This window comes from Halapricum desulfuricans, from assembly GCF_017094525.1.
Taxonomy (GTDB): Archaea; Halobacteriota; Halobacteria; order Halobacteriales; family Haloarculaceae; genus Halapricum; species Halapricum desulfuricans.
Genome location: NZ_CP064788.1, coordinates 1639418 through 1660995 on the forward strand (window position 1 = coordinate 1639418; position 21578 = coordinate 1660995).

22 protein-coding genes are annotated in these 21578 nt (G+C 66.0%); 12 read left to right on the top strand and 10 right to left on the bottom strand.

Annotated elements, in window-relative coordinates:
* The first annotated feature begins 21 nt into the window (after positions 1-21).
* From HSR122_RS08475 to HSR122_RS08495, 5 genes are all read left to right on the top strand, one after another.
* Positions 22-732: an ABC transporter ATP-binding protein gene (locus tag HSR122_RS08475; RefSeq protein ID WP_229109169.1), complete on the top strand. Its 711-nt coding sequence runs from the start codon at positions 22-24 to the stop codon at positions 730-732.
* Positions 729-1991 carry an ABC transporter permease gene (locus tag HSR122_RS08480; RefSeq protein WP_229109171.1) on the top strand — a complete coding sequence of 421 codons (1263 nt, stop codon included), beginning with the start codon at positions 729-731 and terminating at the stop codon, positions 1989-1991. Before HSR122_RS08475 ends, HSR122_RS08480 begins: the two co-directional genes overlap by 4 nt.
* A gap of 75 nt (positions 1992-2066) precedes the next feature.
* Entirely contained in the window at positions 2067-2390 is a 324-nt protein-coding gene (locus tag HSR122_RS08485) for a rhodanese-like domain-containing protein (RefSeq protein ID WP_229109172.1), read from the top strand.
* 215 nt (positions 2391-2605) lie between these two features.
* Entirely contained in the window at positions 2606-3673 is a 1068-nt protein-coding gene (locus HSR122_RS08490; protein WP_229109174.1) for an ABC transporter permease, read from the top strand.
* 2 nt (positions 3674-3675) lie between these two features.
* Positions 3676-4368, top strand: coding sequence for an ABC transporter ATP-binding protein (locus HSR122_RS08495; RefSeq protein WP_229109176.1), 693 nt, complete (start codon positions 3676-3678; stop codon positions 4366-4368).
* Positions 4369-4374: 6 nt separating this feature from the next.
* Here HSR122_RS08495 and HSR122_RS08500 read toward each other — a convergent pair whose 3' ends face one another.
* The 4 genes from HSR122_RS08500 to cofD all read right to left on the bottom strand — a co-directional run bounded on the left by HSR122_RS08500 (position 4375) and on the right by cofD (position 7069).
* Complete coding sequence (locus HSR122_RS08500) at positions 4375-4566, bottom strand: 30S ribosomal protein S17e (RefSeq protein WP_229109177.1); 192 nt, start codon at positions 4564-4566, stop codon at positions 4375-4377.
* A gap of 90 nt (positions 4567-4656) precedes the next feature.
* A complete protein-coding gene (locus HSR122_RS08505) occupies positions 4657-5232 on the bottom strand; it encodes a DUF447 domain-containing protein (protein ID WP_229109179.1) in 576 nt (191 codons plus the stop codon).
* Positions 5229-6068, bottom strand: coding sequence for a triphosphoribosyl-dephospho-CoA synthase (locus HSR122_RS08510; RefSeq protein WP_229109181.1), 840 nt, complete (start codon positions 6066-6068; stop codon positions 5229-5231). The genes HSR122_RS08505 and HSR122_RS08510 overlap by 4 nt, the downstream gene beginning before the upstream one ends.
* Positions 6065-7069: a 2-phospho-L-lactate transferase gene (cofD, locus tag HSR122_RS08515; protein ID WP_229109183.1), complete on the bottom strand. Its 1005-nt coding sequence runs from the start codon at positions 7067-7069 to the stop codon at positions 6065-6067. Before cofD ends, HSR122_RS08510 begins: the two co-directional genes overlap by 4 nt.
* A gap of 160 nt (positions 7070-7229) precedes the next feature.
* Between cofD and HSR122_RS08520 the strand changes: the two genes are divergently transcribed.
* The 5 genes from HSR122_RS08520 to HSR122_RS08540 all read left to right on the top strand — a co-directional run bounded on the left by HSR122_RS08520 (position 7230) and on the right by HSR122_RS08540 (position 15705).
* On the top strand, positions 7230-7916 hold the full coding sequence (locus HSR122_RS08520) for a PHP domain-containing protein (protein WP_229109185.1): 687 nt from the start codon (positions 7230-7232) through the stop codon (positions 7914-7916).
* Positions 7913-8980, top strand: a complete 1068-nt coding sequence (locus HSR122_RS08525; protein ID WP_229109191.1) for an asparagine synthase C-terminal domain-containing protein — start codon at positions 7913-7915, stop codon at positions 8978-8980. The genes HSR122_RS08520 and HSR122_RS08525 overlap by 4 nt, the downstream gene beginning before the upstream one ends.
* Positions 8981-9037: 57 nt before the next feature.
* Positions 9038-9496, top strand: coding sequence for a GNAT family N-acetyltransferase (locus tag HSR122_RS08530; protein ID WP_229109193.1), 459 nt, complete (start codon positions 9038-9040; stop codon positions 9494-9496).
* A 162-nt stretch (positions 9497-9658) separates the two neighbouring features.
* The gene (gltB, locus tag HSR122_RS08535) at positions 9659-14224 is read left to right on the top strand and encodes a glutamate synthase large subunit (RefSeq protein WP_229109195.1); all 4566 of its coding nucleotides are present in this window, start codon (positions 9659-9661) and stop codon (positions 14222-14224) included.
* Positions 14224-15705 (top strand): glutamate synthase subunit beta, encoded by a 1482-nt coding sequence (locus HSR122_RS08540; RefSeq protein ID WP_229109197.1) that lies wholly within the window; start codon positions 14224-14226, stop codon positions 15703-15705. Before gltB ends, HSR122_RS08540 begins: the two co-directional genes overlap by 1 nt.
* A 27-nt stretch (positions 15706-15732) precedes the next feature.
* Here HSR122_RS08540 and HSR122_RS08545 read toward each other — a convergent pair whose 3' ends face one another.
* From HSR122_RS08545 to HSR122_RS08560, 4 genes are read right to left on the bottom strand one after another with little or no spacing between them, the layout of a single operon-like run.
* Positions 15733-16572, bottom strand: a complete 840-nt coding sequence (locus tag HSR122_RS08545; protein WP_394355561.1) for an energy-coupling factor ABC transporter ATP-binding protein — start codon at positions 16570-16572, stop codon at positions 15733-15735.
* Positions 16573-16625: 53 nt separating this feature from the next.
* Entirely contained in the window at positions 16626-17426 is an 801-nt protein-coding gene (gene cbiQ, locus HSR122_RS08550; protein ID WP_229109200.1) for a cobalt ECF transporter T component CbiQ, read from the bottom strand.
* Positions 17427-17741, bottom strand: a complete 315-nt coding sequence (locus HSR122_RS08555) for a cobalamin transport operon protein (protein ID WP_229109202.1) — start codon at positions 17739-17741, stop codon at positions 17427-17429.
* Complete coding sequence (locus HSR122_RS08560; RefSeq protein WP_229109204.1) at positions 17738-18412, bottom strand: energy-coupling factor ABC transporter permease; 675 nt, start codon at positions 18410-18412, stop codon at positions 17738-17740. Before HSR122_RS08560 ends, HSR122_RS08555 begins: the two co-directional genes overlap by 4 nt.
* 245 nt (positions 18413-18657) lie before the next feature.
* Here HSR122_RS08560 and HSR122_RS08565 point away from each other — a divergent pair, with 245 nt between their 5' ends.
* Positions 18658-19281: a uracil-DNA glycosylase family protein gene (locus HSR122_RS08565; protein WP_229109206.1), complete on the top strand. Its 624-nt coding sequence runs from the start codon at positions 18658-18660 to the stop codon at positions 19279-19281.
* A gap of 118 nt (positions 19282-19399) precedes the next feature.
* Positions 19400-19978 carry a hypothetical protein gene (locus tag HSR122_RS08570; RefSeq protein WP_229109208.1) on the top strand — a complete coding sequence of 193 codons (579 nt, stop codon included), beginning with the start codon at positions 19400-19402 and terminating at the stop codon, positions 19976-19978.
* 184 nt (positions 19979-20162) lie between these two features.
* On the opposite strand, the gene HSR122_RS08575 is transcribed toward HSR122_RS08570, so the two are convergent.
* Complete coding sequence (locus tag HSR122_RS08575) at positions 20163-20471, bottom strand: DUF7116 family protein (RefSeq protein ID WP_229109209.1); 309 nt, start codon at positions 20469-20471, stop codon at positions 20163-20165.
* Between the two features lie 76 nt (positions 20472-20547).
* Positions 20548-21546 (bottom strand): mannose-1-phosphate guanylyltransferase, encoded by a 999-nt coding sequence (locus HSR122_RS08580; RefSeq protein WP_229109211.1) that lies wholly within the window; start codon positions 21544-21546, stop codon positions 20548-20550.
* Positions 21547-21578: the final 32 nt, after the last annotated feature.

Here is a 21578-nt window from a genome sequence, read left to right on the forward strand (position 1 = left end):
AGTCGCGCACCGAGGTTGGGTATGGGAACGGAAGGCACGACGCCGGCCGTATCGCTCGACGGCGTCGCCAAGACGTATCAACTCGGGGAGCCCGTTCACGCGCTGAAGGGGATTTCCCTGGAGATTCCCCGCGGCTCCTATACCGCGGTGATGGGACCGAGCGGGTCGGGGAAGTCGACGCTGATGAACCTGATCGGCTGTCTGGATACGCCGACCGAGGGCGGGATCTTTCTCGACGGGCAGGACGTGACGTCGGTCACCGACCGCGAGCGGACGCGGATCCGCGGCGAGGACGTCGGGTTCGTCTTCCAAACGTTCAACCTCATGCCGCGGTTGACCGCCCGCGAGAACGTCGCCCTGCCGATGGTGTTTCGCGGGGTCGGACGCGCGAAGCGTCGCGAGCGGGCGGCCGACGTCCTCGAGTCGGTCGGGCTCGGCGATCGCCTCGACCACCGGCCGAACGAACTCTCCGGGGGCCAGCGCCAGCGAGTCGCCATCGCCCGCGCGCTGGTCAACGATCCTGCGCTTCTGCTGGCCGACGAACCGACCGGGAACCTCGACACCGAGACGGGCGAGCAGATAATGGATCTGTTCGAAGAGCTCTACGACCGGGGGAACACGATCCTGATGGTCACCCACGAGCGGCCGATCGCCGAACACGCCGAACGGATCGTCCACCTGCTCGACGGCGAGATCGAGCGGATCGAGGAGCTGTCGGGGGTCGGCCGATGAACCTCCTCGAGAGCCTCCGGATCTCCTGGCGGTCGATCCGCGGTCACAAGTTGCGGTCGACGCTGACGACGCTCGGCGTGATCATCGGCGTCGCCGCCGTGATCACGTTCGTCACGCTCGGAACGGGTCTGGAAGCGGGGATCATCGGCGACATCAGCCCGGACGACCAGCGCAACGTCTACACCTGGGCCGCCTCGCCCGAGAACAGCGGTCAGGGCCCGCTCGCCGGCGCACAGCCGGTGTTCACCCAGCGCGACGCCAGCGAAGTCGCGAACCTCTCGGGGGTGGAAGACGCCTACGTCTACACGCAGGTACCGGGCCAGTCAGTCACCTATGGCAACGAGACGGTCGCCAGACAGGGCGGCTTTATCGCGACCGGGGCCGGCTATCTCGACGACGACGAGATCGCCGAGGGACGGCGATTCTCGGGCGGGTCCACGTCGCTCGAGAACGGCTCCATCGAGGCCGTCCTCAACCCGGCGATGGCCGGACTGTTCGACCGGAACGTCTCCGTCGGCGACACGCTCACGATCGGCGCATTCCAGGGGCTACAGGTCGACGTCGCTGTCGTCGGCATCCTCGAGAACTCCGACAGCCGGAGCGCGTTCGAAGGGTTTGGCCCGTCGCCGCGGCTGTACATCCCCGCGGACTTCCAGCTGATCGCCAACGCCGGCGAACAGCCGCGCTACATCGCGCTGATCGCGGAAGCCCCGACCAGAAGCGACGCCGACATCGAGCAGGTCAAGACCGTCACGAGGGAATATCTCACAGGCCCCGAGTCCGACGCGGGCGAGCGCGCGACGAATCAGGACCTCGAGTTCGAGCTCCAGACCAGCACGGAACTGATCGGCCAGCTAGAGGACGTCCTCAACCTCTTGCAGAACTTCATCGTGGGGATCGCGGGGATTTCACTGCTGGTCGGGTCGATCGGCATCGCCAACATCATGCTCGTCTCGGTCACCGAACGCACCCGCGAGATCGGGATCATGAAGGCCGTCGGCGCACAGCGCCGTGACATCCTGGGGCTGTTTATCGTCGAGGCGATCATCCTCGGCGTGCTCGGCGCGATACTCGGGACCGCGCTGGGTCTGCTCGCCGGATACGTCGTCGCGGGCTACATCGGCATCCCGTGGGTATTCCCGGTTCGCTGGACGGCGATCGCGATCGTCGTCGGCATCGCCGTCGGCGTGCTCGCCGGCCTCTATCCCGCCTGGAGCGCCTCCAGGACCGACCCGATCGACGCGCTGCGATATGAGTAGCCACGAGGTCGGACTGCGTTCGACGACGCCGCCGCTTTCGTAGCAGATTTCCCCCACCGGGTCCTGATCCGGCGTATGGATGGTGAGATCACCGCGTCGGCACTCGCGGACCTTCTGGACGCCGACGCAAGCGTCGAGATCGTTGACATCCGGCGACCCCCTGCGTTCGAGCGCGGGCACATCCCGGGTAGCCGGAACCTGCCGCTCGGTCGACTCGTCGATCGGATCGACGAACTGGACGGCGACGCCGACCGGATCGTCACGGTCTGTCCCCACGGCGAATCCAGCGTCCAGGCCGCCCGGCTGATCGCCTCCTACGAGGGGATCGAAGAGACGCCGGTGGTGAGTCTCGCGGACGGACTCGAGGGGTGGGACGGTCCGGTCGAGAACGGCGAGTGATCGTGTCACTCGCGGGGCGAGTGGAGATCGACCGACAACGCCGTTGTGATGCATAAACAACTCGTTTCTGCCCCGTAGTCGACGAGAGCGTTGATCTCGAGAGCCATCGATCCCCGATAGTTCGACCACCGATCCCGGGGCAATGTGGGTGGACGCAACCGCGACAAACCGCCAATACTTTTCACCCTCCCCCAGTCACTCCCGGACGAGTCGTCGTGAGCCTCCGAGCCCTGTTGCGCAAGGAACTGCGCTGGAGCAAGCACAACGTGGCCGCGCTGGTCGTGTTGTTGCTGATACTGCCCGCGACCGCCGGGTACGCCAGCGTCACGTTCCAGCACGTCATCCCCCAGGAAGCCCCTGTTGCGGTCGTCCCGGCCGACGAGACGACCGACGACGGGAGTCTCGAACTCGTCGACGCCGCGGCCGTCACGTTCGCCCAGCCGGTCAGATACGACTCGAAAGCGCCGGCGATGGACGCGCTCCACCGCGAGCAGGTCTATGCCGTGATCACCGTCCCACCCGGGGTGTTAAACGACTCTCGCGAGTCACAACTCACCCTCACCGTCGAGGGGAGTATGGTCCTGTTCGAGCACCCCTCGAACGCGATGGTGAACATACTCAACTACCGCTTGCAGTCGAGTACGTCAACGTCAATCACTGTCCAGCGGGAAGTCGTCGGCGAATCGCGCTCGCTCTCGGAATATCTGATCCCGATCCTGCTGGTCGCGACGCTGACTTTGTTCGCGTTCACGTACGTCCCCTACAATCTGGCCAGCGAGTCGCGGGCGATCCGGCGCATCCGGACCGACTCCTCGCTGGAATCGGTCGTTACGGCGAAGTTGCTCTACTTCACGCTGTTGATGCTGCTCCCGATCGTGACCTTCGGGTTCGTCACGTGGGCGCTCGGATACGCGATCACGCCGATATCGGCCGGGATCGTCGTCGCGCTGTTGCTGTCGTTTCTCTCGATGGCAGCCGTCGCGATGGCGATCATGTTCGTCACTCGATTCGGGACGACCGGCCGGTTCCTCTCGGTGACTGTCCTGTTCGGGCTGGTCGCGTTCGGCGGGCTGATCTATCCGGCCGGCTTCTTCTCGCCGGTTCGCAAGGAGATCGTCAGGTCCATCCCGTTACACTACACGACGATCATCGTCCGCAGCGAGATGCTCAAGGACGTTCCGCTTCGGCTGTACGCCGATTACTTCGCGCTGCTCGGTGCGACCGCGCTCGCGTCGCTGGTCGTGCTGGAGGCGGCGATCGTGTTCTACCGGAGGGGTGACTGACCGTGACCGACCGATTCCGCGTCGAGAATCTGACAAAAGATTACGGCCCGGTTGTCGCCGTCGACGGCGTCGACCTGTCGATCGAACCCGGCGTCGTCCACTGTCTGGCCGGGCCGAACGGGTCGGGCAAATCGACGCTTCTGGGCGTCTTGCTCGGACTCGTCCGGCCGACCGAGGGGACCGTCGTCCGGCCCGCGAGTGATCGAGTCGGCGCGAGCTTCCAGGAACCGGCCTTCTACGACGACCTCACCGTCCGGGAGAACCTCGACGTGTTCCGCGCGCTGGCCGGCGATCCGGCCTTCGAGTGGGTGCAGGAGGTCATCGGGGTATTCAACCTGTCGCGCGTGCTCCACCGCCGGGCCGCCGAGTTGTCGGGCGGGTACAGCAAGCAACTCGATCTGGCGCTCGCGCTGTTGAACGAACCCGATTTCCTGCTGCTTGACGAACCGCTTGCGGATCTCGACGATGTCACCCGTGAATCGCTCGTCGCGTTCCTCGAACGGTACGCGGCCGAGGGCAACGCCGTCGTCGTTTCGAGCCACCGAATCGACGCGTTCGCGCCCGTCCTCGACCGCCTGACCGTCATGTACGAGGGGGAGATCGTTCTCGACGGCCAGCGCGAGGAGATCGACGGGACCGAGACGATCAGGCGCGTCTATCGCGAGGCCATCGCGGAGAACGACAAAGAGAGATAGCGGAGATCAGGCCTCGACGGGCCGGTTCTGCTTTCGCGTGACGTAGCCCGCGATCCGGTTGCGAACGCCCTTCGACTCGATGTTGGTCAGTTCCGCGACGAGTTCCTTGTTGTGCTCGAAGTCCGAGCCGAAGGCGTCGGGATACTTCTCCATCAGGATCGTTGCCGTCTTCTTGACGTAGGCCGGTTTGATCGCCATGTGGGCCCACGTAGCCGGACAGTGCTCAAAAAGGATTCGAAGCGACACTGGTCTGACGGGGACTACCATTCGGCTGTTCGCACAGAGGAACTACCATTCGGCGTTCGCGCGCACGACCTCGAACGCCTCGTTCTCCGGTTCGCCGCCGCAGGTCTCGACGACGCCCTCGAAGTAGTCGAGTCGCTGTCGAAGTCGGTCCTGATCGTAGGCATCGACGCCGAGCCGCGAGGCCGCGACCGTCGCCTCGATGACGGCGTAGTAGCCGCGGTTCGTCGTCCGGACACCCCGGTGCTCGATCCGACTCTCGACCGGGTGCAGCGCCCAGTCGACCCACTCCGTGCCGCCGTCGGTCCCGCTCGCTCGTCGCTCGGGTTCGACCTCGACCCAGGCGTCCGCGCTCGGCAGGATCGGATCGCGCTCCTCGCGGACCGTCAGCGCCGCCTCGGCGAACGCGACCGGATCGGGCGCGAACTGAACGTACCCCCGGCCGCGCTCCTTGAAGTTCCGCCGCGTCCGAGTCGCGCCCCAGGTGCGAGCCGTCACCGGGTCGCCGGCGTGCACGCCCAGCGCGGCGACGTTCCACCGGTCGTTCGGCCCCCGGGTGGTGACGATCGACTCGGTCACGCCCCGGAGGTCGACCGGCCACGCCGCCGAATCACCGCTCATATCTCCAGTCCCTCCTCGAGGGCGACGAACAGCCCCGCAGCGACGATGTCGGCCGTCGTCCCGGGGTTGATCTCTCGCTCGATCAACTCCTCGGCCAGCGCGTCCGCGTCTTCCTCGCCCGTCAGGACGGCCCGCGCGCGCTCGCTGACGCGCTCGGCGGTCGCCTCGTCGTGGTTGATCGCGACGAACGTGTCCGGCTCGTCGGCCAGCAGCTCGAGGAAGACCCGCGCCGCGCGGTCCGCGACCGACCCGTCGCGTTCCTGCAGGCGCTCGGCCGCACCGAAACTCCGGGGAAACCCCTCGGTCCACTCGCGGGCGACGCCGTCGCGGTCGGCCGACCGTTCCATCACGCCCCCGAGCGTCAGCCCGCGTGCGTGAAGCGTTGGCACGGCGTCGCTTCCGCGGCGAACGTCGAGGTCGTCCATGTCGGCCGGCGGGTCGTCGACGGCGACGGCGACGTGCTCGAACGCCCGATAGAAGCCCGCCGCGTCGGTGACGGTCGTCGATTCGACGACAGCTCGAACACCAGACGGCGAGAGGTTTCCACGACCTGCCGCGCGCGCGAGCGGCGTGAGCAACAACAGCGCGCCGAACTGCGTGTTCCCGCCGCGCTGGTCGCTCATTCCCGCGACGGCACGCTCGAAGGCCTCGCCGATCGGCGGTCCGTCGGGATCGGCAGCCAGTTTGAGGCCGGATCGGGCGCCCACAGCACCGGCGAGGAAGTGTTCGAACCGGAGGTCGGCGTATTCGCGTTCTCGGTCGACGTTGCCCGGTTTGGGCGTCCCGGCAACTTCGAGCAACAGGGCCAGTTCGGCGTTCTGGGCGATCGATCTCACAGTGACACCCCCGCGAGGTCCGAGAGCGCCCGCTCGACCGCCCGGGCGACTCGCTCGGCGTCGGCTTCGGTATCCATCGCGGTGTCGGTACGCACGACAGGCCGGTCGAGGTCGGTCCCGTCGTCGCTGTCGAGGACGAACGCGTCCACGAAAGGATAGGTCTCGGCCGTCCCCGCCGTCGAGGGGTCGCGTCCGGTCGCGGCCATCAGTTTCCCGGCCGGCCCGGAGAACACCCGGTCCTCGACGAACGGTGAGACGGCGACGACGGGGGTCGACGCCAGCGCGTCGCGGAACTCGTCCATCGCGAGCATCGGGCCGATGCTCGTGACCGGGTTCGAGGGGCCGATCACGACCGGCGCTTCGAGCGCCTCGAGCACGGCGTCGGTCGGCGTCGCCTCGTCAGCCCCTCTGAACTCGACGGTCTCGACCGGCGGCTCGCCGTCGCGGGCGACCCACCACTCCTGAAAGTGTTGGACTCCGTCGGGCGTGTGGACGAGACTCGCCACGGGATCGTCGCTCATCGGGAGGATCGGTCGCTCGACGCCCAGCGCCTCGGCCAGCGCGGCCGTCGCCTCGGTCAGCGAATGCCCTTCGTCGAGCAGTCCCGTCCGCGTGAGATGGATCGCCCGGTCGCGGTCGCCGATGTGCATGAACTCCGCGACCGCCGAGAAGCGCCGCCAGCGAGCGATCTCGCGGCCGGCCGTCTGTCGCTCGTCGGAGAGATACCGCGGGCCGCCCTCGAGACCGGCGGCATCGGCGAGCGCGTGCAGTCGCTCGTGAGTCTCGGCCGTGTCACCTTCGATCCCCCACCACGTCTCTCGATCGAGTTCGCCGCCGTCGAGGAACAGTACCGTATCTACGTCCGGGCAGACGAGATGGCCGCCGAGTTCGATGTCGTCGCCGGTGTTCGCGACGACTGTCGTCTCCCGGGGGTCGAAGACCGCGTCGGCCCCCGCGAGCAGCTTGGGCGTGCCCGTCCCGCCCGAAAGAAACGTCACCATGTTCGGGTGAAGGCGAGGCGCGAGAGAAAGGTTTTCGGCCCCGGTCTCGTGGCCACGGGCGGGCGGTCGCGGTACGCTGTCGCGTCGAACATAGCTATGAGCCTGCAACCGACGGGACGATATCGAGCGGTTTTTCATCGGTGCCGTCGAACGGCCGAGCGTGCTCTCGGTCGAGCTTCACGTCCACTCCTCGCTCTCCTACGACGGGCGCGATCCCGTCGACGACATTCTGGTACGCGCACGCGAGGCGTCGCTCGACGCGCTCGCGATCACCGATCACGACGAGTTCGACGCGAGCCTCGAGGCCGTCGAGAAGGCATCCGAATACGGTCTCGTCGGCATTCCCGGGATGGAGGTGACCAGCGCGGCGGGACACGTGCTCGCGCTGGGGATCTCCGAGGCGATCCCGAAGGGACTGCCGTTCACCGAGACGCTCGACCGGATCCACGAACAGGGCGGCATCGCCGTCGTTCCCCACCCCTTCCAGGAATCACGGAGCGGCGTGATGGCGGAGATCTCGCGCGTCGATCTCGCGCGGGCCGACGCCATCGAGGTCTACAACTCCCGGCTGTTGACCGGCTACGCCAACCGGCAGGCGCGGCGGTTCGCGCTCGAACACGGGATCCCGATGACCGCCGGGAGCGACGCCCATATCGCGGAGATGGTCGGCCGGGCGACCACCGACGTCGACACCGACGAGCGGTCGGTCGAGGCGATCCTGTCGGCGATCGCCGACGGCCGGACCAGCATCGAGGGGCGACGGACGCCGTGGCATATCAGTTTCAAACAGGCCGCCGGCGGGGCGAAACGACGCCTTCGGGCCAGACTCTCGACGCTTTTCGAATGACGCTTCACGGTGTCTCTCCGTCGGTCGTGCGCGCTGCGATCCAGCGAGGCGACCCGCTCCCCGGCACGCGCGGCTTCGCCGGCGAGGTCGACGGACTGCTCGTCCGGGACGTCCTCGGCCGGTACCCGCTCTTTGTCGATGATGAGGCGTGGGCGTTCGACCCGACCGAACTCGACGACCCGCGATCGTTCCCGGCCGGCCACGTCCGATCCCGGGAGGGGCTGGAACGGTGGGGTTCGCTCCCCGAACCGGCTCTCGCCGAACCCAGCGACGGCGTCGAAGCCGTCCGGTCGGCGCTCGAACGCGCGTTCTCGACGATCGACACGGACGGCCTCGCCATCGCCTTCTCCGGCGGGCTCGACTCGGCGCTGCTCGCGGCCGTCTTCGACGTCCCGCTGTACGTCGTCGGGTTCCCGGACAGCCACGACATCGAGGCGGCACGGCGCGGCGCGGACCTGCTCGATGCCGATCTCACCGTCGTCGAGGCCACGCACGCCGATCTCGAACGCGCCGTCCCCGAGATCGTGGCCGCGACCGGCCGGACCAACGCGATGGACGTCCAGATCGCGCTCCCGCTGTATCTGGTCGCCGAGCGCGTCGCCGCCGACGGGTTCGATCGGCTCGCGCTGGGCCAGGGGGCGGACGAACTGTTCGGCGGCTACGCCAAGGTCGCGAAGGCCCCCGAGGACCCGCGGGTCGAGAGCGATACCGTCCGGGGGGCGACTCGCGAGGTCATCGAGACGCTTCCAGACCAGCTCGAACGGGACGTACTGACCGTCCGCGCGGCCGGCGTCGAACCGGTCGCGCCGCTGTTGCACGACGCGGTCGTCGAGGCCGCGCTGGGGTTGCCCGGCGAGTTGCTCGTCGAGGGCGAGACGCGGAAGGTCGCGCTCCGGGAGGCGGCCTGGCGGTGGCTTCCCGAGGAGCTGGCGACCCGCGAGAAGAAGGCCGTCCAGTACGGCAGTCTCGTCGCGCGCGAACTCGATCGGCTGGCCCGACAGGCCGGCTTCAAGCGCCGGATGGACGATCACGTCACGCAGTACGTCGAGTCGCTGAGCCGCTGATCGGCCGTGTCGGCGCGAGCGCGACAGTCAAGGAACTGGCGGCCGAACCCCTGCTCGATGGAAGTCACGATACGCGACGCCGAACCGGAGGACGCGAGTAGTCTCGATGTCCTTCGGGCACAGGCGCTCAAGATGACGTTCGAAGACGAGTACGACCGACAGACGGTCGGTGATCTCGTTGCGACCGTCGACGAGGAACTACCGAACTGGATCGACGACGACCGATACCTCGTGGCGGTGGCCGAAACCGAAGTCACGCCCGTCTCATATGCCGTCTTCGACCGCAAGAACGGCACGATTCTGTCGATCGTGACGAGTCCCGACTACGAACGCGAAGGATTCGGGAGCGCGATCCTCGCTCACGTCGAGACCGCCGCGAACGAACACGGACACGAGTCGCTGTCTGCGGTCGCACCTCGCTCCGCACTGGCATTTTTCGAGGCGTGCGGGTTCGAAACGGCGGGCACCGCCGAGTGGCACGGCCTGCCCGGGGTCCGACTCGAGAAGTCGATCTGATAGGGTCATTAAACAATATTATTAATACTACGTCTTTCGATAGGTATTGTTTCAGTAGACGATCCTAGGTGTACGCTCGTAATATTTGCCGCCCGAAAATCGGACATCAAATCCGATCACCGTGCGATTTATGCATCTATTTCCCACATATGTATCCAGATCATGGACAGCACCGATAGAGAGGAAAACGAGAGGCTATATGATATATCAGATCAAAAGGCAAACTGCGGCGTCGGCATCACGCTCGATCTGTCGGGCGATCGAAGCCACGGGATCATCGAGGACGGGCTCGACCTGCTGGAGAACCTCGACCACCGGGGGGCGCGCGGGGCCGAGCCGAACACCGGTGACGGGGCCGGGATCTTGATCCAGAAGCCGCACGACTTCTTCACCGACGAGGTGGACGGGCTGGGCGGGTTCGACAGCTACGGGGTCGGCGTCGTCTTCCTGCCGAGAGACGCGTCGAGCGAACAGCTCCGGACGCTGATCGAAGACACAGCCGATCAAGAGGGGTTCGAGGTCGTCGCCTGGCGGTCAGTTCCGACGGACAACACCAGTCTGGGCGAGACGGCCGTGGCGACGGAACCGGACGTCGAGCAGTTCTTCGTCGAACCGCAGGCCGACCTCGAACCCGAGGAGATCGATTCCGGACTGTACGTCCTGCGACGGGTCATCGAGAACCGCGTCGAAGCCGAGCAGCCGGTCGGGAGCGACCGCTTTTACGTCTGTTCGCTCGACCGCCGCAAGGTCGTTTACAAGGGGTTGCTCACGAACGCACAGGTGCGGGCGTACTACCCCGACCTCTCGGACGAACGGGTCGTCTCGCGGCTGGCCTTCGTCCACTCGCGGTTCTCGACGAACACCCTCGGCGCGTGGGAGCTCGCCCACCCCTACCGGAACATCATCCACAACGGCGAGATCAACACGCTACGCGGGAACCTCAACTGGATGCAGGCCCGCGAATCCGAACTGGAGAGCCCCGAGTTCGAGAGCGCGGAGCCGCGCTCCGCGAACGCGAGCGGCGACGAGCCGCGAGCGATCGACAAACTCAAACCGATCACCGACGAGGACCAGTCCGACACCGCCGTCGTCGACAACGTCCTCGAGCTGCTGGTCGAGAGCGGGCGCTCGATGCCGCACGCGCTCCGGATGCTCGTCCCGGAGGCCTGGGAGCAGAACGAGCGTCTCGATCAGGACCGAAAGGAGTGGTATCGCTATCACTCGACGATCAACGAGCCCTGGGACGGTCCGGCGCTGATCGCCTACACGGACGGGTTCAGGGTCGGGGCGGTGCTGGACCGCAACGGCCTGCGACCGTGTCGGTACGTCGTCACCGGGGACGACCGGCTCGTGATGGCCAGCGAGACCGGGGCGCTTGCGGTCGAGGAAGACAACGTCGTCCACAAGGACCGCCTCCAGCCGGGCCAGCTGTTCTACGCCGACCCCGAGGAAGGCGGCGTCGTCTCCGACGAGGAGATCTTCGACCGGCTCACCGACGAAAAGTACGGCCGCTGGCTCGAGGCGAACGAGGTCCGCTTCGAGGACCTCGACGGTGGCCCCGAATCGACGCCCACGTACGTCGACGGCGATGTCACGGCCTACCAGCGGGCGTTCGGCTATACGCTGGATCACGTCGAGCACCTGGTCGAACCGATGGCCGAGGACGGGAAGGACCCGGTCGGCGCAATGGGCAACGACACGCCGCTGTCGGTGTTGTCGAGCCGGAACAAGACGCTCTTTACGTACTTCAAGCAGCTGTTCGCACAGGTGTCGAACCCGCCGATCGACTACATCCGCGAGGAGACTGTCACGTCGCTGGAGCAGCACGTCGGCCACCAGCGCAACCTGCTCGGTGAAACGCCCGCACACTGCCGTCAGCTCTATCTGGAATCGCCGGTTCTCACGCGCGAGCAGCAGGCCAAGGTCGCTGATATCGACGAAAACGGGATCGAGGCGAAGACGATTGACGTCACCTACGAAAAAGGGAAGGACCTCGAAACCGCCGTCGATGAGATTCGCGAGGAGGCCGTCGCAGCGGTCGAGGACGGCTACGAACTGCTCGTCCTCTCCGATCGAAACACGGGGCCGGATCGAGTCCCGATCCCGAGTCTGCTTGCGACCGGCGGGATCCACCACCACCTCGTTCGCGAGGGGCTGCGCACGCGCACAGGCCTCGTCGTCGAGAGCGGTCAGCCCTGTGCAGTCCATCACTTCGCCACGCTCGTCGGGTACGGTGCCGACGCCGTGACTCCCTATTTGGCCTACGAGACCATCGAGGATCTCGTCCACGAGGGGATCGTCGATGCCGACGCCGAGGAGGCGCTGGCGCAGTATCGCCACGCCATCGAGGACGGCATCCAGAAGGTCATGGCCAAGATGGGCATCTCCACGCTGGAGAGCTACAAGGGTGCCCAGATCTTCGAGGCTGTCGGCCTGGATTCGGACTTCGTTTCGGAGTACTTCCGCGGCACCGAGAACCGGACCGAAGGGATCGGCATCGAGGAACTGGAACACGACTTGCTCGAACGCCACGAGTACGGCTTCGATACCCGGATCAGCGGTTCCCTCCACCTGGAACAGGGCGGCGAGCTCAACTGGCGACGGGATGGGGAGTTCCACCAGTGGAACCCCAACACCATCGGCAAGCTTCAGGACGCGGCACAGAACGACGACTACGACGCCTACCGGGAGTTCGCCTCGATGATCAACGATCAGGAGGAACGTCTGCAGACCCTGCGGGGGCTGCTCGAGTTCGATACTGACGAGCGCGAGTCCATCCCGGTCGAGGAGGTCCAGCCGGTCGAGGAGATCACCCAGCGCTTCTTCACGGGGTCGATGTCGTTCGGATCGCTGAGCAAGGAGGCCCACGAGACGCTGGCAGCGGGCATGAACCGGGTCGGTGGGTTCGCCGGGACCGGCGAGGGCGGCGAGCAGGTCGAGCGGTTCGGCACCGAACGGGAGTGTGCTAACAAGCAGGTCGCCTCGGGCCGGTTCGGCGTGACGAGCTACTACCTCGCCAACGCCGAGATGCTCGAGATCAAGATGGCACAGGGCTCCAAGCCCGGCGAGGGCGGCCACCTCCCGGGCGAGAAGGTCAACGAGATCATCGCCGACACGCGGTCGACGACGCCGGGCGTGCCGCTGATCTCGCCGCCGCCACACCACGACATCTACTCGATCGAGGACCTCGCACAGCTGATCCACGACCTGAAGTGCTCCAACCCCGAGGCGGGCGTCCACGTCAAGCTCGTCTCCGAGGCCGGCGTCGGTATCATCGCCGCCGGCGTCTCGAAAGGCAAGGCGGACTCGGTGCTCATCTCGGGTGCCGCCGGCGGGACCGGTGCCTCTCCGAAGACGTCGATCAAGAACGCGGGCCTGCCCTGGGAACTCGGACTGGCCGAGGCCCAGCAGGTGCTCGTCGAGAACGGCCTCCGCTCGCGAATCAAGGTTCGCGTCGACGGCGGCATGAAGACCGGCCGCGACGTGCTGGTCGGCGCACTGCTCGGTGCCGAGGAGTACGGCTTCGGGACCGCACCCCTCATCACGTGCGGCTGTCTGATGCTCCGGCAGTGTCACAACAACACCTGTTCGGTCGGCGTAGCGACCCAGGACGAGGACCTGCGCGAGCGCTTCCCCGGCGACCCCGAGTACGTCGCAACTTACATGCGCCACATGGCCCAGGAGGTCCGGGAATATCTGGCCGAACTCGGCTTCGAGTCCATCGAGGAGGCCATCGGCCGAGTCGACCTGCTCGAACAGAAGGACGTCGAACACCCCAAGGCCAAGCACGTCGACCTCTCGGAGGTGCTCTGGGAGCCCGAGGGCGACGACCTGCAGAAGACGACCGAGCAGAACCACGGCCTCGAGGCGAAACTCGATCAGGACCTGCTCGAGGCGGCCGAACCGGCCATCGAGGACGGCGAGAGCGTCCACGTCGATCTCCGGGCGGGCAACGAGGACCGGACGCTGGGTGCGATGCTCTCCTCGGAGATCTCGAAGCACCACGGCGAGGACGGCCTGCCCGAGGACACCGTCTCGATCGACGTCGACGGGACCGGCGGACAGAGCTTCGGGGCCTTCCTCACGAACGGGATCACGATGCACCTTGAAGGCGATGCCAACGATTACTGCGGGAAGGGGCTCTCCGGCGGGAAACTGATCGTCGAGACGCCCGACGCCGCCAGTTACGAGGCCGACGAGAACATCCTCATCGGCAACGTCGCCCTGTACGGCGCGACCGACGGCGAGGCCTACTTCAACGGCCAGGGCGGCGAGCGCTTCGCCGTCCGCAATTCAGGCGTCAAGACCGTCGTCGAGGGCGTCGGCGACCACGGCTGTGAGTACATGACAGGCGGTATCGCCGTCGTCCTCGGCGAGACGGGCAAGAACTTCGGCGCCGGGATGTCCGGCGGCGAAGCCTACGTCCTCGACGAGAACGGCGACTTCGCCGAGAACGTCAACAAGGATATGGTCTCACTAGAACCGATCGAAGACGAGCGCGACGTCCAGATGATCAAACGGATGATCGAGAACCACGTCCGCTACACGGGCAGCGAGAAGGGGCAGGAGATCCTCGAGGACTTCGAGGAGTACCTCGAGACGTTCGTGAAAGTCATGCCCGACGCCTACGCGGAAGTCGTCGAGGAACACCTCGAAGCGGGCGAGGACATCCGCGTCTCGCCGCCCGCGCCGACGACTGCGGCGTCTCCAACGGAGGGTGACGACTGATGAGCAAAGACCATCCCGACGGCTACCTGAAACACGGGCGCGAACCGATCCACAAACGCGATCCCGACGAGCGCAAGGGCGACTTCGAGGAGATCTGGGAACAGAAGTGGGACGAGGATCACCTCAAGTCCCAGGGCGAGCGCTGTATGTCCTGCGGGACGCCGACCTGTATGAGCGGCTGTCCGATCGGCAACATCATTCCCGACTGGAACGACCTCGTGTATCGAGGCGACTGGAAGCGCGCGCTCGAACGACTGCACGCCACGAACAACTTCCCGGAGTTCACCGGCTACAACTGTCCGGCCCCCTGTGAGAACACCTGCACGCTCAACTACAACGACGATCCAGTGACCATCAAATCGATCGAGCGCGCGATCGTCGACAGAGGCTGGGAGGAAGGGTGGATCGAACCCGATCCGCCCGAACAGCGCACCGACTACGAGGTCGCGATCGTCGGGAGCGGCCCCGCGGGGCTGGCCGCCGCCCAGCAACTCAACCGCGCGGGCCACTACGTCACGGTCTACGAGCGCGACGCGCATCCCGGCGGGCTGATGCGGTACGGGATCCCGGACGCCAAATTCAGCAAGAAGAAGGTCGAACGCCGACTCGACCAGCTCCGCGAGGAGGGCATCGAGTTCGAGTGCGGCGTCGAGGTCGGCGAGGACGTTCCCCCGGAGACACTTGCGGAGGAGTACGACGCCGCGTGTATCGCCGTCGGATCCCAGAAGCCGATCGACATTCCGATCGACGGTCGCGACCTCGATGGGATCCACTTCGCCATGGAGTATCTGCCGCGGGCCAACCCCGGGCAGAACGACGGCGTGGCCGTGCCCGAAGCGATGGACGCCGAAGACAGGAGCGTCGTCGTGCTGGGCGGCGGCGACACCGGTGCGGATTGCGTCGGCACGGCCCACCGCCAGGGCGCGACGCAGGTCGTGCAGATCGAATTGCTGCCCAGGCCGCCCGAAGAGCGACCCGAGGGCAACCAGTGGCCCGACCAGCCCCAGACCTACGAGAAGTCCTACTCGCAGGAGGAAGGCGGCGTCGAGGAATACTGCGTGCAGACCCAGGAGTTCCTCGACACCGACGGCGACGGAGCGGTCGACGAACTCCACGCCCACCGCGTCGAATGGGATCAGAACGAGGACGGCGAGTGGGAGAGCACCGTCGTCGAAGAAGACATGCGCGTCGAAGCCGACATGGTGCTGATCGCCGCCGGATTCGACGGTCCCGAGGAGACGCCGTTCGACCCGCTCGGGCTCGAGATGGCCGACGACGGCACGTTCGAGACCGACGACTACCAGACGAGCGTCGACGGGATCTTCGCCGCGGGTGACGCCAACTCCGGCCCGTCGCTGATCGTCTGGGCCATCGGGGAGGGCCGTGACGCCGCCCGTCACATCGACGAGTATCTCACTGGCGAGACGGACCTGCCCCCGAGCCTGGAGACGGACAACGAAATGGTCGTTTCGCGGCGATAGCGGTCGTCTCGCGCGCGGTTCGCCTCATCACGGGCCCGGAACCGCCTGTCGTCGGGAAAGCGCCGCCACGAGTTCGTCCTCGGTGACGGGATCGGCTTCTTCGACGTCCAGTTCCCGTGCCATCCGGACGGCCGTCGGCGGCTCGAGGTTCGCGCGCTGCAGCAGCGCGTCGTCGTAGAAGAGCTCGTCGGGCGGTCCGTCACCGACGATGTCGCCGTCGGTCATCGCGACGAGTCGATCGGCGACCGCGGCCGCGAAATCGACGTCGTGGGTCGCCACCACGAGGCTGATTCCGTCGGCCTGTAACTCCTCGATGACCTCCCGGACGCGCCGTTCGCGGGCCGGATCAAGCCCGGCCAGGGGTTCGTCCATGACGATCACGCTCGGGTCCATCGCGAGCACGCCCGCGATCGCGACCAGTCGCTTTTCGCCGCCGCTGAGGTGATGGGGGACACGGTCGACGAGATGCCCGGCGTCGAGCCGTTCGAGGGCTTCGTGCGCGCGTTCGCGCGCCTCTTCGCGGCTCGCACCGTAGTTCAGCGGCCCGAACATCACGTCGTCGAGGACTGTCGGCGCGACGATCTGGGCGTCCGCGTCCTGGAAGACGAACCCGACTTCCTGGCGGGCGAGTTCGACGTTCTCGTCGGTGATCAACTCGCCGACGACCCTGAGCTCGCCCGCCTGAACCTCTAGCAATCCGTTGAGATGTTCCATCAGCGTCGACTTGCCCGCGCCGTTCGCGCCGATCAGTCCGACGGTCTCGTCTTCGAAGACCGCGAAACTCACGTCGTGGACGCTGCGCGTCCCGTCCGGGTAGGTGTGTGACAGACAGTGAAGCGCGACAAGCGGTTCCTCGTCGAACTCCATCGGATGTTTGTGCGTACACTCGCTGCCGTACTCCGTCGTATTGGTGTCGTGGCTCATGGCATCACTCCATAGGCGACCGTCACCGCATAGACGGCGATCCCCAGCGCGAACGCGCCGACCGCGAGCAACTCGCGAGCAGGTGGTCGGTCGACGTGGCCGTACACCGCGAGATCGCCGTGATATCCGCGGGCGTTCATCGACTTCAACAGCGCCTCGGATCGCTCGATCGACCGGATGAACGTGTGACCGAAGATCCGCCCGTACAGCGACCGGTTCTCCCAGAAGTCAGACTGGATCCGGCCGCCGCGGGCGTGAATCCCCGCGAGCAGATCCTCGACGACCTCGAGGATGACGAACGTGAACCGGTAGGCGAACAGCGCGACCTGGTCGATCGGCGAGGGCAGCGACCGCCCGAGGACGTGTGCGATCGAGGCATACGGTGTAGACATCCAGATCGCAAGCGAGTATGTCACGACCGTCAGTCCTCGACCGAGCAGGGTCACGAAGGTCGCGGTCCCCTCCCAGGTGATCGAGACGGGGCCGAGTTCGACCATCGGTCTGCCGCCGATGCCGAACGCCAGCGGCCCGGCGATCGCCGCCACGAAGATCACTGGCAGCGTGTACCACACCAGGAGTTTCCGAACCGGGAGCCCGGCGTAGGCATAGCCGGCGAGGACAGCCACGTACAGTGCCCATACCGCCGCCAGTCCGTCCGCGATCGTGACGGCGACGACCAGCAACGCGAGCACGGCCACCTTCGTCCAGGCGTTGACCCGGTGGAAGGGACTGTCCTCGTGCTCGGCGTAGGTGGTCAGCAGGCGCGGATCGGGAACGTGACTCGACAGTCCGCTCATCTAGTTGTGCCCTCCCGACTCGCCGGTGCGCTTGCTGTACCAGTACAGCCCGGCGCTACCGACGACCAGCAGAGCGACGATCGCAACGAAGGGCCCAACGCTGTCCCGGAGTGGGCCGGCGAGCACGAACCCGCCGAGACCGCCGCGGCCGAACTGGAAGATCCCGTCGCCACCGGACGCGCCGCCCGAGACGACTGCCGCGAAGCGCTTGCCCCACGGGACCGCGCCGCCGCTGGCGCGAAAGCCCAGATACCCGACGGCCAGCGCGGCCGCGATCACGCCGCCCGTGAGCAGGTACTGACGGGTTCGTTTCACGAGCCGGTCACCTCCGGGCCAGCGGTAGGCGTTCGATCACCGAGCAGGTCGGGACGGATCGAGGCGATGTAGGAGACGACCGAGCCCGTGACGACGCCCTCGACGACGGCGACGGCGAGGTTGACCGCGACCAGCGCGAGCATGTAGATTCCCAGGTCGAGCCCGCTGATCTCGACGCCGGTGATCCCGCTCACCATCGGGATCGCCCCCATCAGGACCGAACCGGCCGCGAGCCCGCCGATCGTCGCTAGCGTCGCCGCCGGGAAGTGACTCCAGTCGGAACTCCGCAGCAACTGGAAGACGTAGTACGCGCCAGCGACCTCGACGACGCTGACGAGCGTGTTCGCGCCCAGAAAGCCCCACGCGCCGTGGCCGAGCATCGCCGAGAGGACGTTCACCACGAACATCACGATCGCGCCCAGCGCCGGGCCGACGAGGATGCCGACGAGCGCGCTCAGCGACAGATGAACGCCGCCCAGTACGGGGATATTGATCTGAAAGACCGCGAAGCTCGCCGCGGCCACCATCCCGCCGAGCGCGACGTGTCTGGCGTCGAGTCCGTCACGGCGGAGTCGATACACCGCGACCGCGAGGACGACCGCCGCGAGCGCCGACCACAGGCCGACCGCCCACAGCGGTATCGAACCCTCCGGAAGGTGGATGTGTGCCATGTACGTTACTAAATCCGGTATTGATATTAATAACTCTTGCGCTACTGGCTGGCGGAATTGTAGTGATTAATCACATCCACGGACGACCACTTCGGGGACAGTCGATTTCGCAGCGTCTCCGGGCCGGGGTGGTTCGGCTGTCGGAGCACCCGTTGCTTCGAGCCGTGTCCGAGTCGTCAACGATCGTTCGAGAACGAGCGGGCGAGACCGTCGGAGTTTTTTCGCTCAGGCCCGTGGAAGACGGCGTGAAGAACGTCACCCACAGGCAGTCGAACCCCTTCGGGATGGATCCCGATTGCCGCGATCTCGTCCCGGGATACGGCGACGCGAACGCCCACTTCCACGTCATCGGCGATCATCCGGGCGTCCACGGCGGTGCCGAATCCGGGATTCCCTTCACAGGTACGACAGCGAGCGAGCGCCTCCAGCGGGCGCTACTCGAGGCGGGGCTACTCGAATCAGCGGGCACACCGCCGACGGTCGAGCGGACGTACTTCTCGTATCTCTACATGTGCGTCCATCCGGGCGAACCGACCGATTTGGAGTACGCGGATCTGGAGCGGTTTTTCGACTCGGAGTTGCGCGCGATCACCGCTCACGTCCTCCTGCCGGTCGGCCGGCGGGCGACCGAGTACGTGCTCGCCAACTACTCCGCACGCAACGGCCGGCTCGACATGGACGAACTGCACGCCAGCGAGATCCAGGGGGCCGGATGGCTGATCTACCCCATCAAGGATCCTCGGGAGTGGACTGACGACGACGAGCGGGCGCTGATCGACGCGCTGGTCGCACTCCAGCAACGGGATTACCGTCAGGAAGTCGATCTCGGTCGATTCATTCCCGGCGGGGACCCGTACCGGGTACGGTGAGGGATCGGCGCGGTACAACAAGCTACTTGGGCGGGCCACTCTTCCGTTATCGTATGACTTCTATACGTCGTTCGGGTGCGAACGCAACCCATACCGACGGCCACTATGAGGTGATTGTATGAATCCGAGCCGCGTCGATTCGCTTATCGATCTGACTTACGGGCTGTTGATCGCGCTCGCAGTGGGGCTCATCCTGCTCGCTGAGGGCCCGATCGGCCTGGCGTTCGGGATCGGTGTACTGGTGTCGTACATCGTCCACGTCGTCTGGAAGATGGCCCGGTTTGACCCCGACTGGATGACGACAACCGTCAAAGAGACCGTTCAGGAAACCGTCGACGAAACGGTCGGTGAAACCGTCGAACAGCAGGTCGACGAGACTGTCAAGGAGACCGTCGGCGAAACCGTCGAGGCAACGGTTGACGAGGCAGTCGGTGAGAGCGTCGAGGCAACGGTTGACGAGGCAGTCGGCGAAACCGTCGAGAAATCGGTCGAAGCGGCTGTCGACGAAACTGTCGAAAAGAAAGTCGGAGAGACCGTCGAACGCTCGGTCGAGGAGACTGTCGAAGAGAAAGCCGAGCAGAAGGTCGAGGAGACTGTCGAAGAGAAGGTCGACGAAACGGTCGAAGAGAAAGTCGACGAAGCAGTCGAAGAGAAGGTCGACGAGAAAACCGAGGACGAAGAAGCGTCAAGCACGTGAGTCGGCGTTCTGTCTTCTCTTCGCGGTGTCCTACTGATACTGTCGGCTGTAAGTTCGTGGGGATTTTCGGCACACGGGGTGCCGAAATCCTGCCGAAACGCTACAGCCGACTGTCGCGTTTCGAAAGACGTCGACGCCCGGGGTGACGAACGTCTCGCCGGACGTACAGCTGTAGCAGGAGCAATTACCAGCCGACTGTCGTCGCGTGGATCTCGTAGTCTCCGGTTTCGTCGATACCCATGATCGCCCAGTCGTACTCCAGGTGCTGGCGTTGCAGTCGCCGTTCGAGTTCACGACAGTTCCCCTCCCGCGTCACGAAACACCTGAACTGCCCCGATGTGGGCGCATCGTCCGGTTCGGGCATCGGCGTCACGTGAACGACCCGCCACTTGCGCTCGGCCGTGATCTCCTCTCCCTCGTGAGAAACCGTGTACCCGAGGTCGTCGAAGATCGATTCCGCCTGCGTGTCGAGACGCGTGGTAACAGTCCCCATTCAAGAAACCGATACTCGTGCCAGTCTATTAAAGATTGATACGTGACAGGTTCCGGAGGGAACCGATCGTGACAGCTCAGAACGCCTCTCGGGTTTTTAGTTGCTCGACGACGTCGCGCACGCGCTGGACAGCGTCTCTGTCGGCGACGAGCGTTCGATCGTCGAACGACGCGATGACCAGGTCCTCGACGCCGACGGCGCTGACGTGGCCGTCGCTGGCGATGACGTTGTCCGCGGCCTCGAGCGCGAGGTAATCACCGAGAGCGGCGTTGCCGTCGGCGTCGGTCTCGAAGACACGCGCAAGGGCGTCCCAGGTTCCCAGGTCGTCCCATTCGTAGTCGGCGGGGACGACCGCGATGTCGGCGGCCGATTCCATGACGGCGTAGTCGACGCTGATCGACGGGACGGTTTCGTACCCCTGTTCGGGTTCACCGTCGTCGAGCGCCGCGACGAGCGGCCCGAGTTCGGTGTCGGCCGCCGCGTCCAGAAACGCCTCGGGCGTCCATGCGAACGTGCCGCTGTTCCAGTAGTAGCCGTCGTCGAGATACCGTTCGGCGCGCTCGCGGCCGGGCTTTTCGGTGAACGACTCGACTTCGAAGTACGCCCCCCGGTCGTCGCCGGGTTCGACGTAGCCATAGCCGGTCGCTGGCCGGTCGGGCTCGACGCCGATCGTGACCAGCCGTCCCGTGTCGGCTGCGACGCGACACGCCCGTCGTGCCGTCGACGCGAAGTCACCCTCGATATGGTGGTCGCTCGGGAGCGCGAGCACGACACACGGCCCCACTTCCTCGCGGACACGGTGGGTGGCGTACGCCAGCGCGGGCCCGGTATCTTTCGGTTCCGGTTCGGTGAGAACGGCCACGTCGGGCACGAGCGTTTCGACGTCGTCGCGGAACGCCGGCCGCGTGAGAACGTACACTTCGTCGGCGAAGCCGGCGCGCTCGACGGTCGCCTCAAGCATCGACTGTTCGTCGCCGAACGAGAGGAACTGCTTCGGTCGATCGCTGCGAGTCGCCGGATACAGTCGCGTGCCAGTGCCGCCGGCCAGCACGACGGCCGCGATCGGACGGTCCATATCAGCCCGTGCTCGCCCGACGACAAAAACCC

Excerpts from the sequence above, each read along its gene's own strand:
- HSR122_RS08575 (WP_229109209.1), bottom strand. The coding sequence starts at position 20,471 with ATGGGGACTGTTACCACGCGTCTCGACACGCAGGCGGAATCGATCTTC.
- cofD (WP_229109183.1), bottom strand. The coding sequence starts at position 7,069 with ATGGTGACGTTTCTTTCGGGCGGGACGGGCACGCCCAAGCTGCTCGCG.
- gltB (WP_229109195.1), top strand. The coding sequence starts at position 9,659 with ATGGACAGCACCGATAGAGAGGAAAACGAGAGGCTATATGATATATCA.
- HSR122_RS08480 (WP_229109171.1), top strand. The coding sequence starts at position 729 with ATGAACCTCCTCGAGAGCCTCCGGATCTCCTGGCGGTCGATCCGCGGT.
- cbiQ (WP_229109200.1), bottom strand. The coding sequence starts at position 17,426 with ATGAGCGGACTGTCGAGTCACGTTCCCGATCCGCGCCTGCTGACCACC.
- HSR122_RS08570 (WP_229109208.1), top strand. The coding sequence starts at position 19,400 with ATGAATCCGAGCCGCGTCGATTCGCTTATCGATCTGACTTACGGGCTG.
- HSR122_RS08525 (WP_229109191.1), top strand. The coding sequence starts at position 7,913 with ATGACGCTTCACGGTGTCTCTCCGTCGGTCGTGCGCGCTGCGATCCAG.
- HSR122_RS08580 (WP_229109211.1), bottom strand. The coding sequence starts at position 21,546 with ATGGACCGTCCGATCGCGGCCGTCGTGCTGGCCGGCGGCACTGGCACG.
- HSR122_RS08560 (WP_229109204.1), bottom strand. The coding sequence starts at position 18,412 with ATGGCACACATCCACCTTCCGGAGGGTTCGATACCGCTGTGGGCGGTC.
- HSR122_RS08475 (WP_229109169.1), top strand. The coding sequence starts at position 22 with ATGGGAACGGAAGGCACGACGCCGGCCGTATCGCTCGACGGCGTCGCC.
- HSR122_RS08530 (WP_229109193.1), top strand. The coding sequence starts at position 9,038 with ATGGAAGTCACGATACGCGACGCCGAACCGGAGGACGCGAGTAGTCTC.
- HSR122_RS08540 (WP_229109197.1), top strand. The coding sequence starts at position 14,224 with ATGAGCAAAGACCATCCCGACGGCTACCTGAAACACGGGCGCGAACCG.
- HSR122_RS08500 (WP_229109177.1), bottom strand. The coding sequence starts at position 4,566 with ATGGCGATCAAACCGGCCTACGTCAAGAAGACGGCAACGATCCTGATG.
- HSR122_RS08505 (WP_229109179.1), bottom strand. The coding sequence starts at position 5,232 with ATGAGCGGTGATTCGGCGGCGTGGCCGGTCGACCTCCGGGGCGTGACC.
- HSR122_RS08545 (WP_394355561.1), bottom strand. The coding sequence starts at position 16,572 with ATGGAGTTCGACGAGGAACCGCTTGTCGCGCTTCACTGTCTGTCACAC.
- HSR122_RS08485 (WP_229109172.1), top strand. The coding sequence starts at position 2,067 with ATGGATGGTGAGATCACCGCGTCGGCACTCGCGGACCTTCTGGACGCC.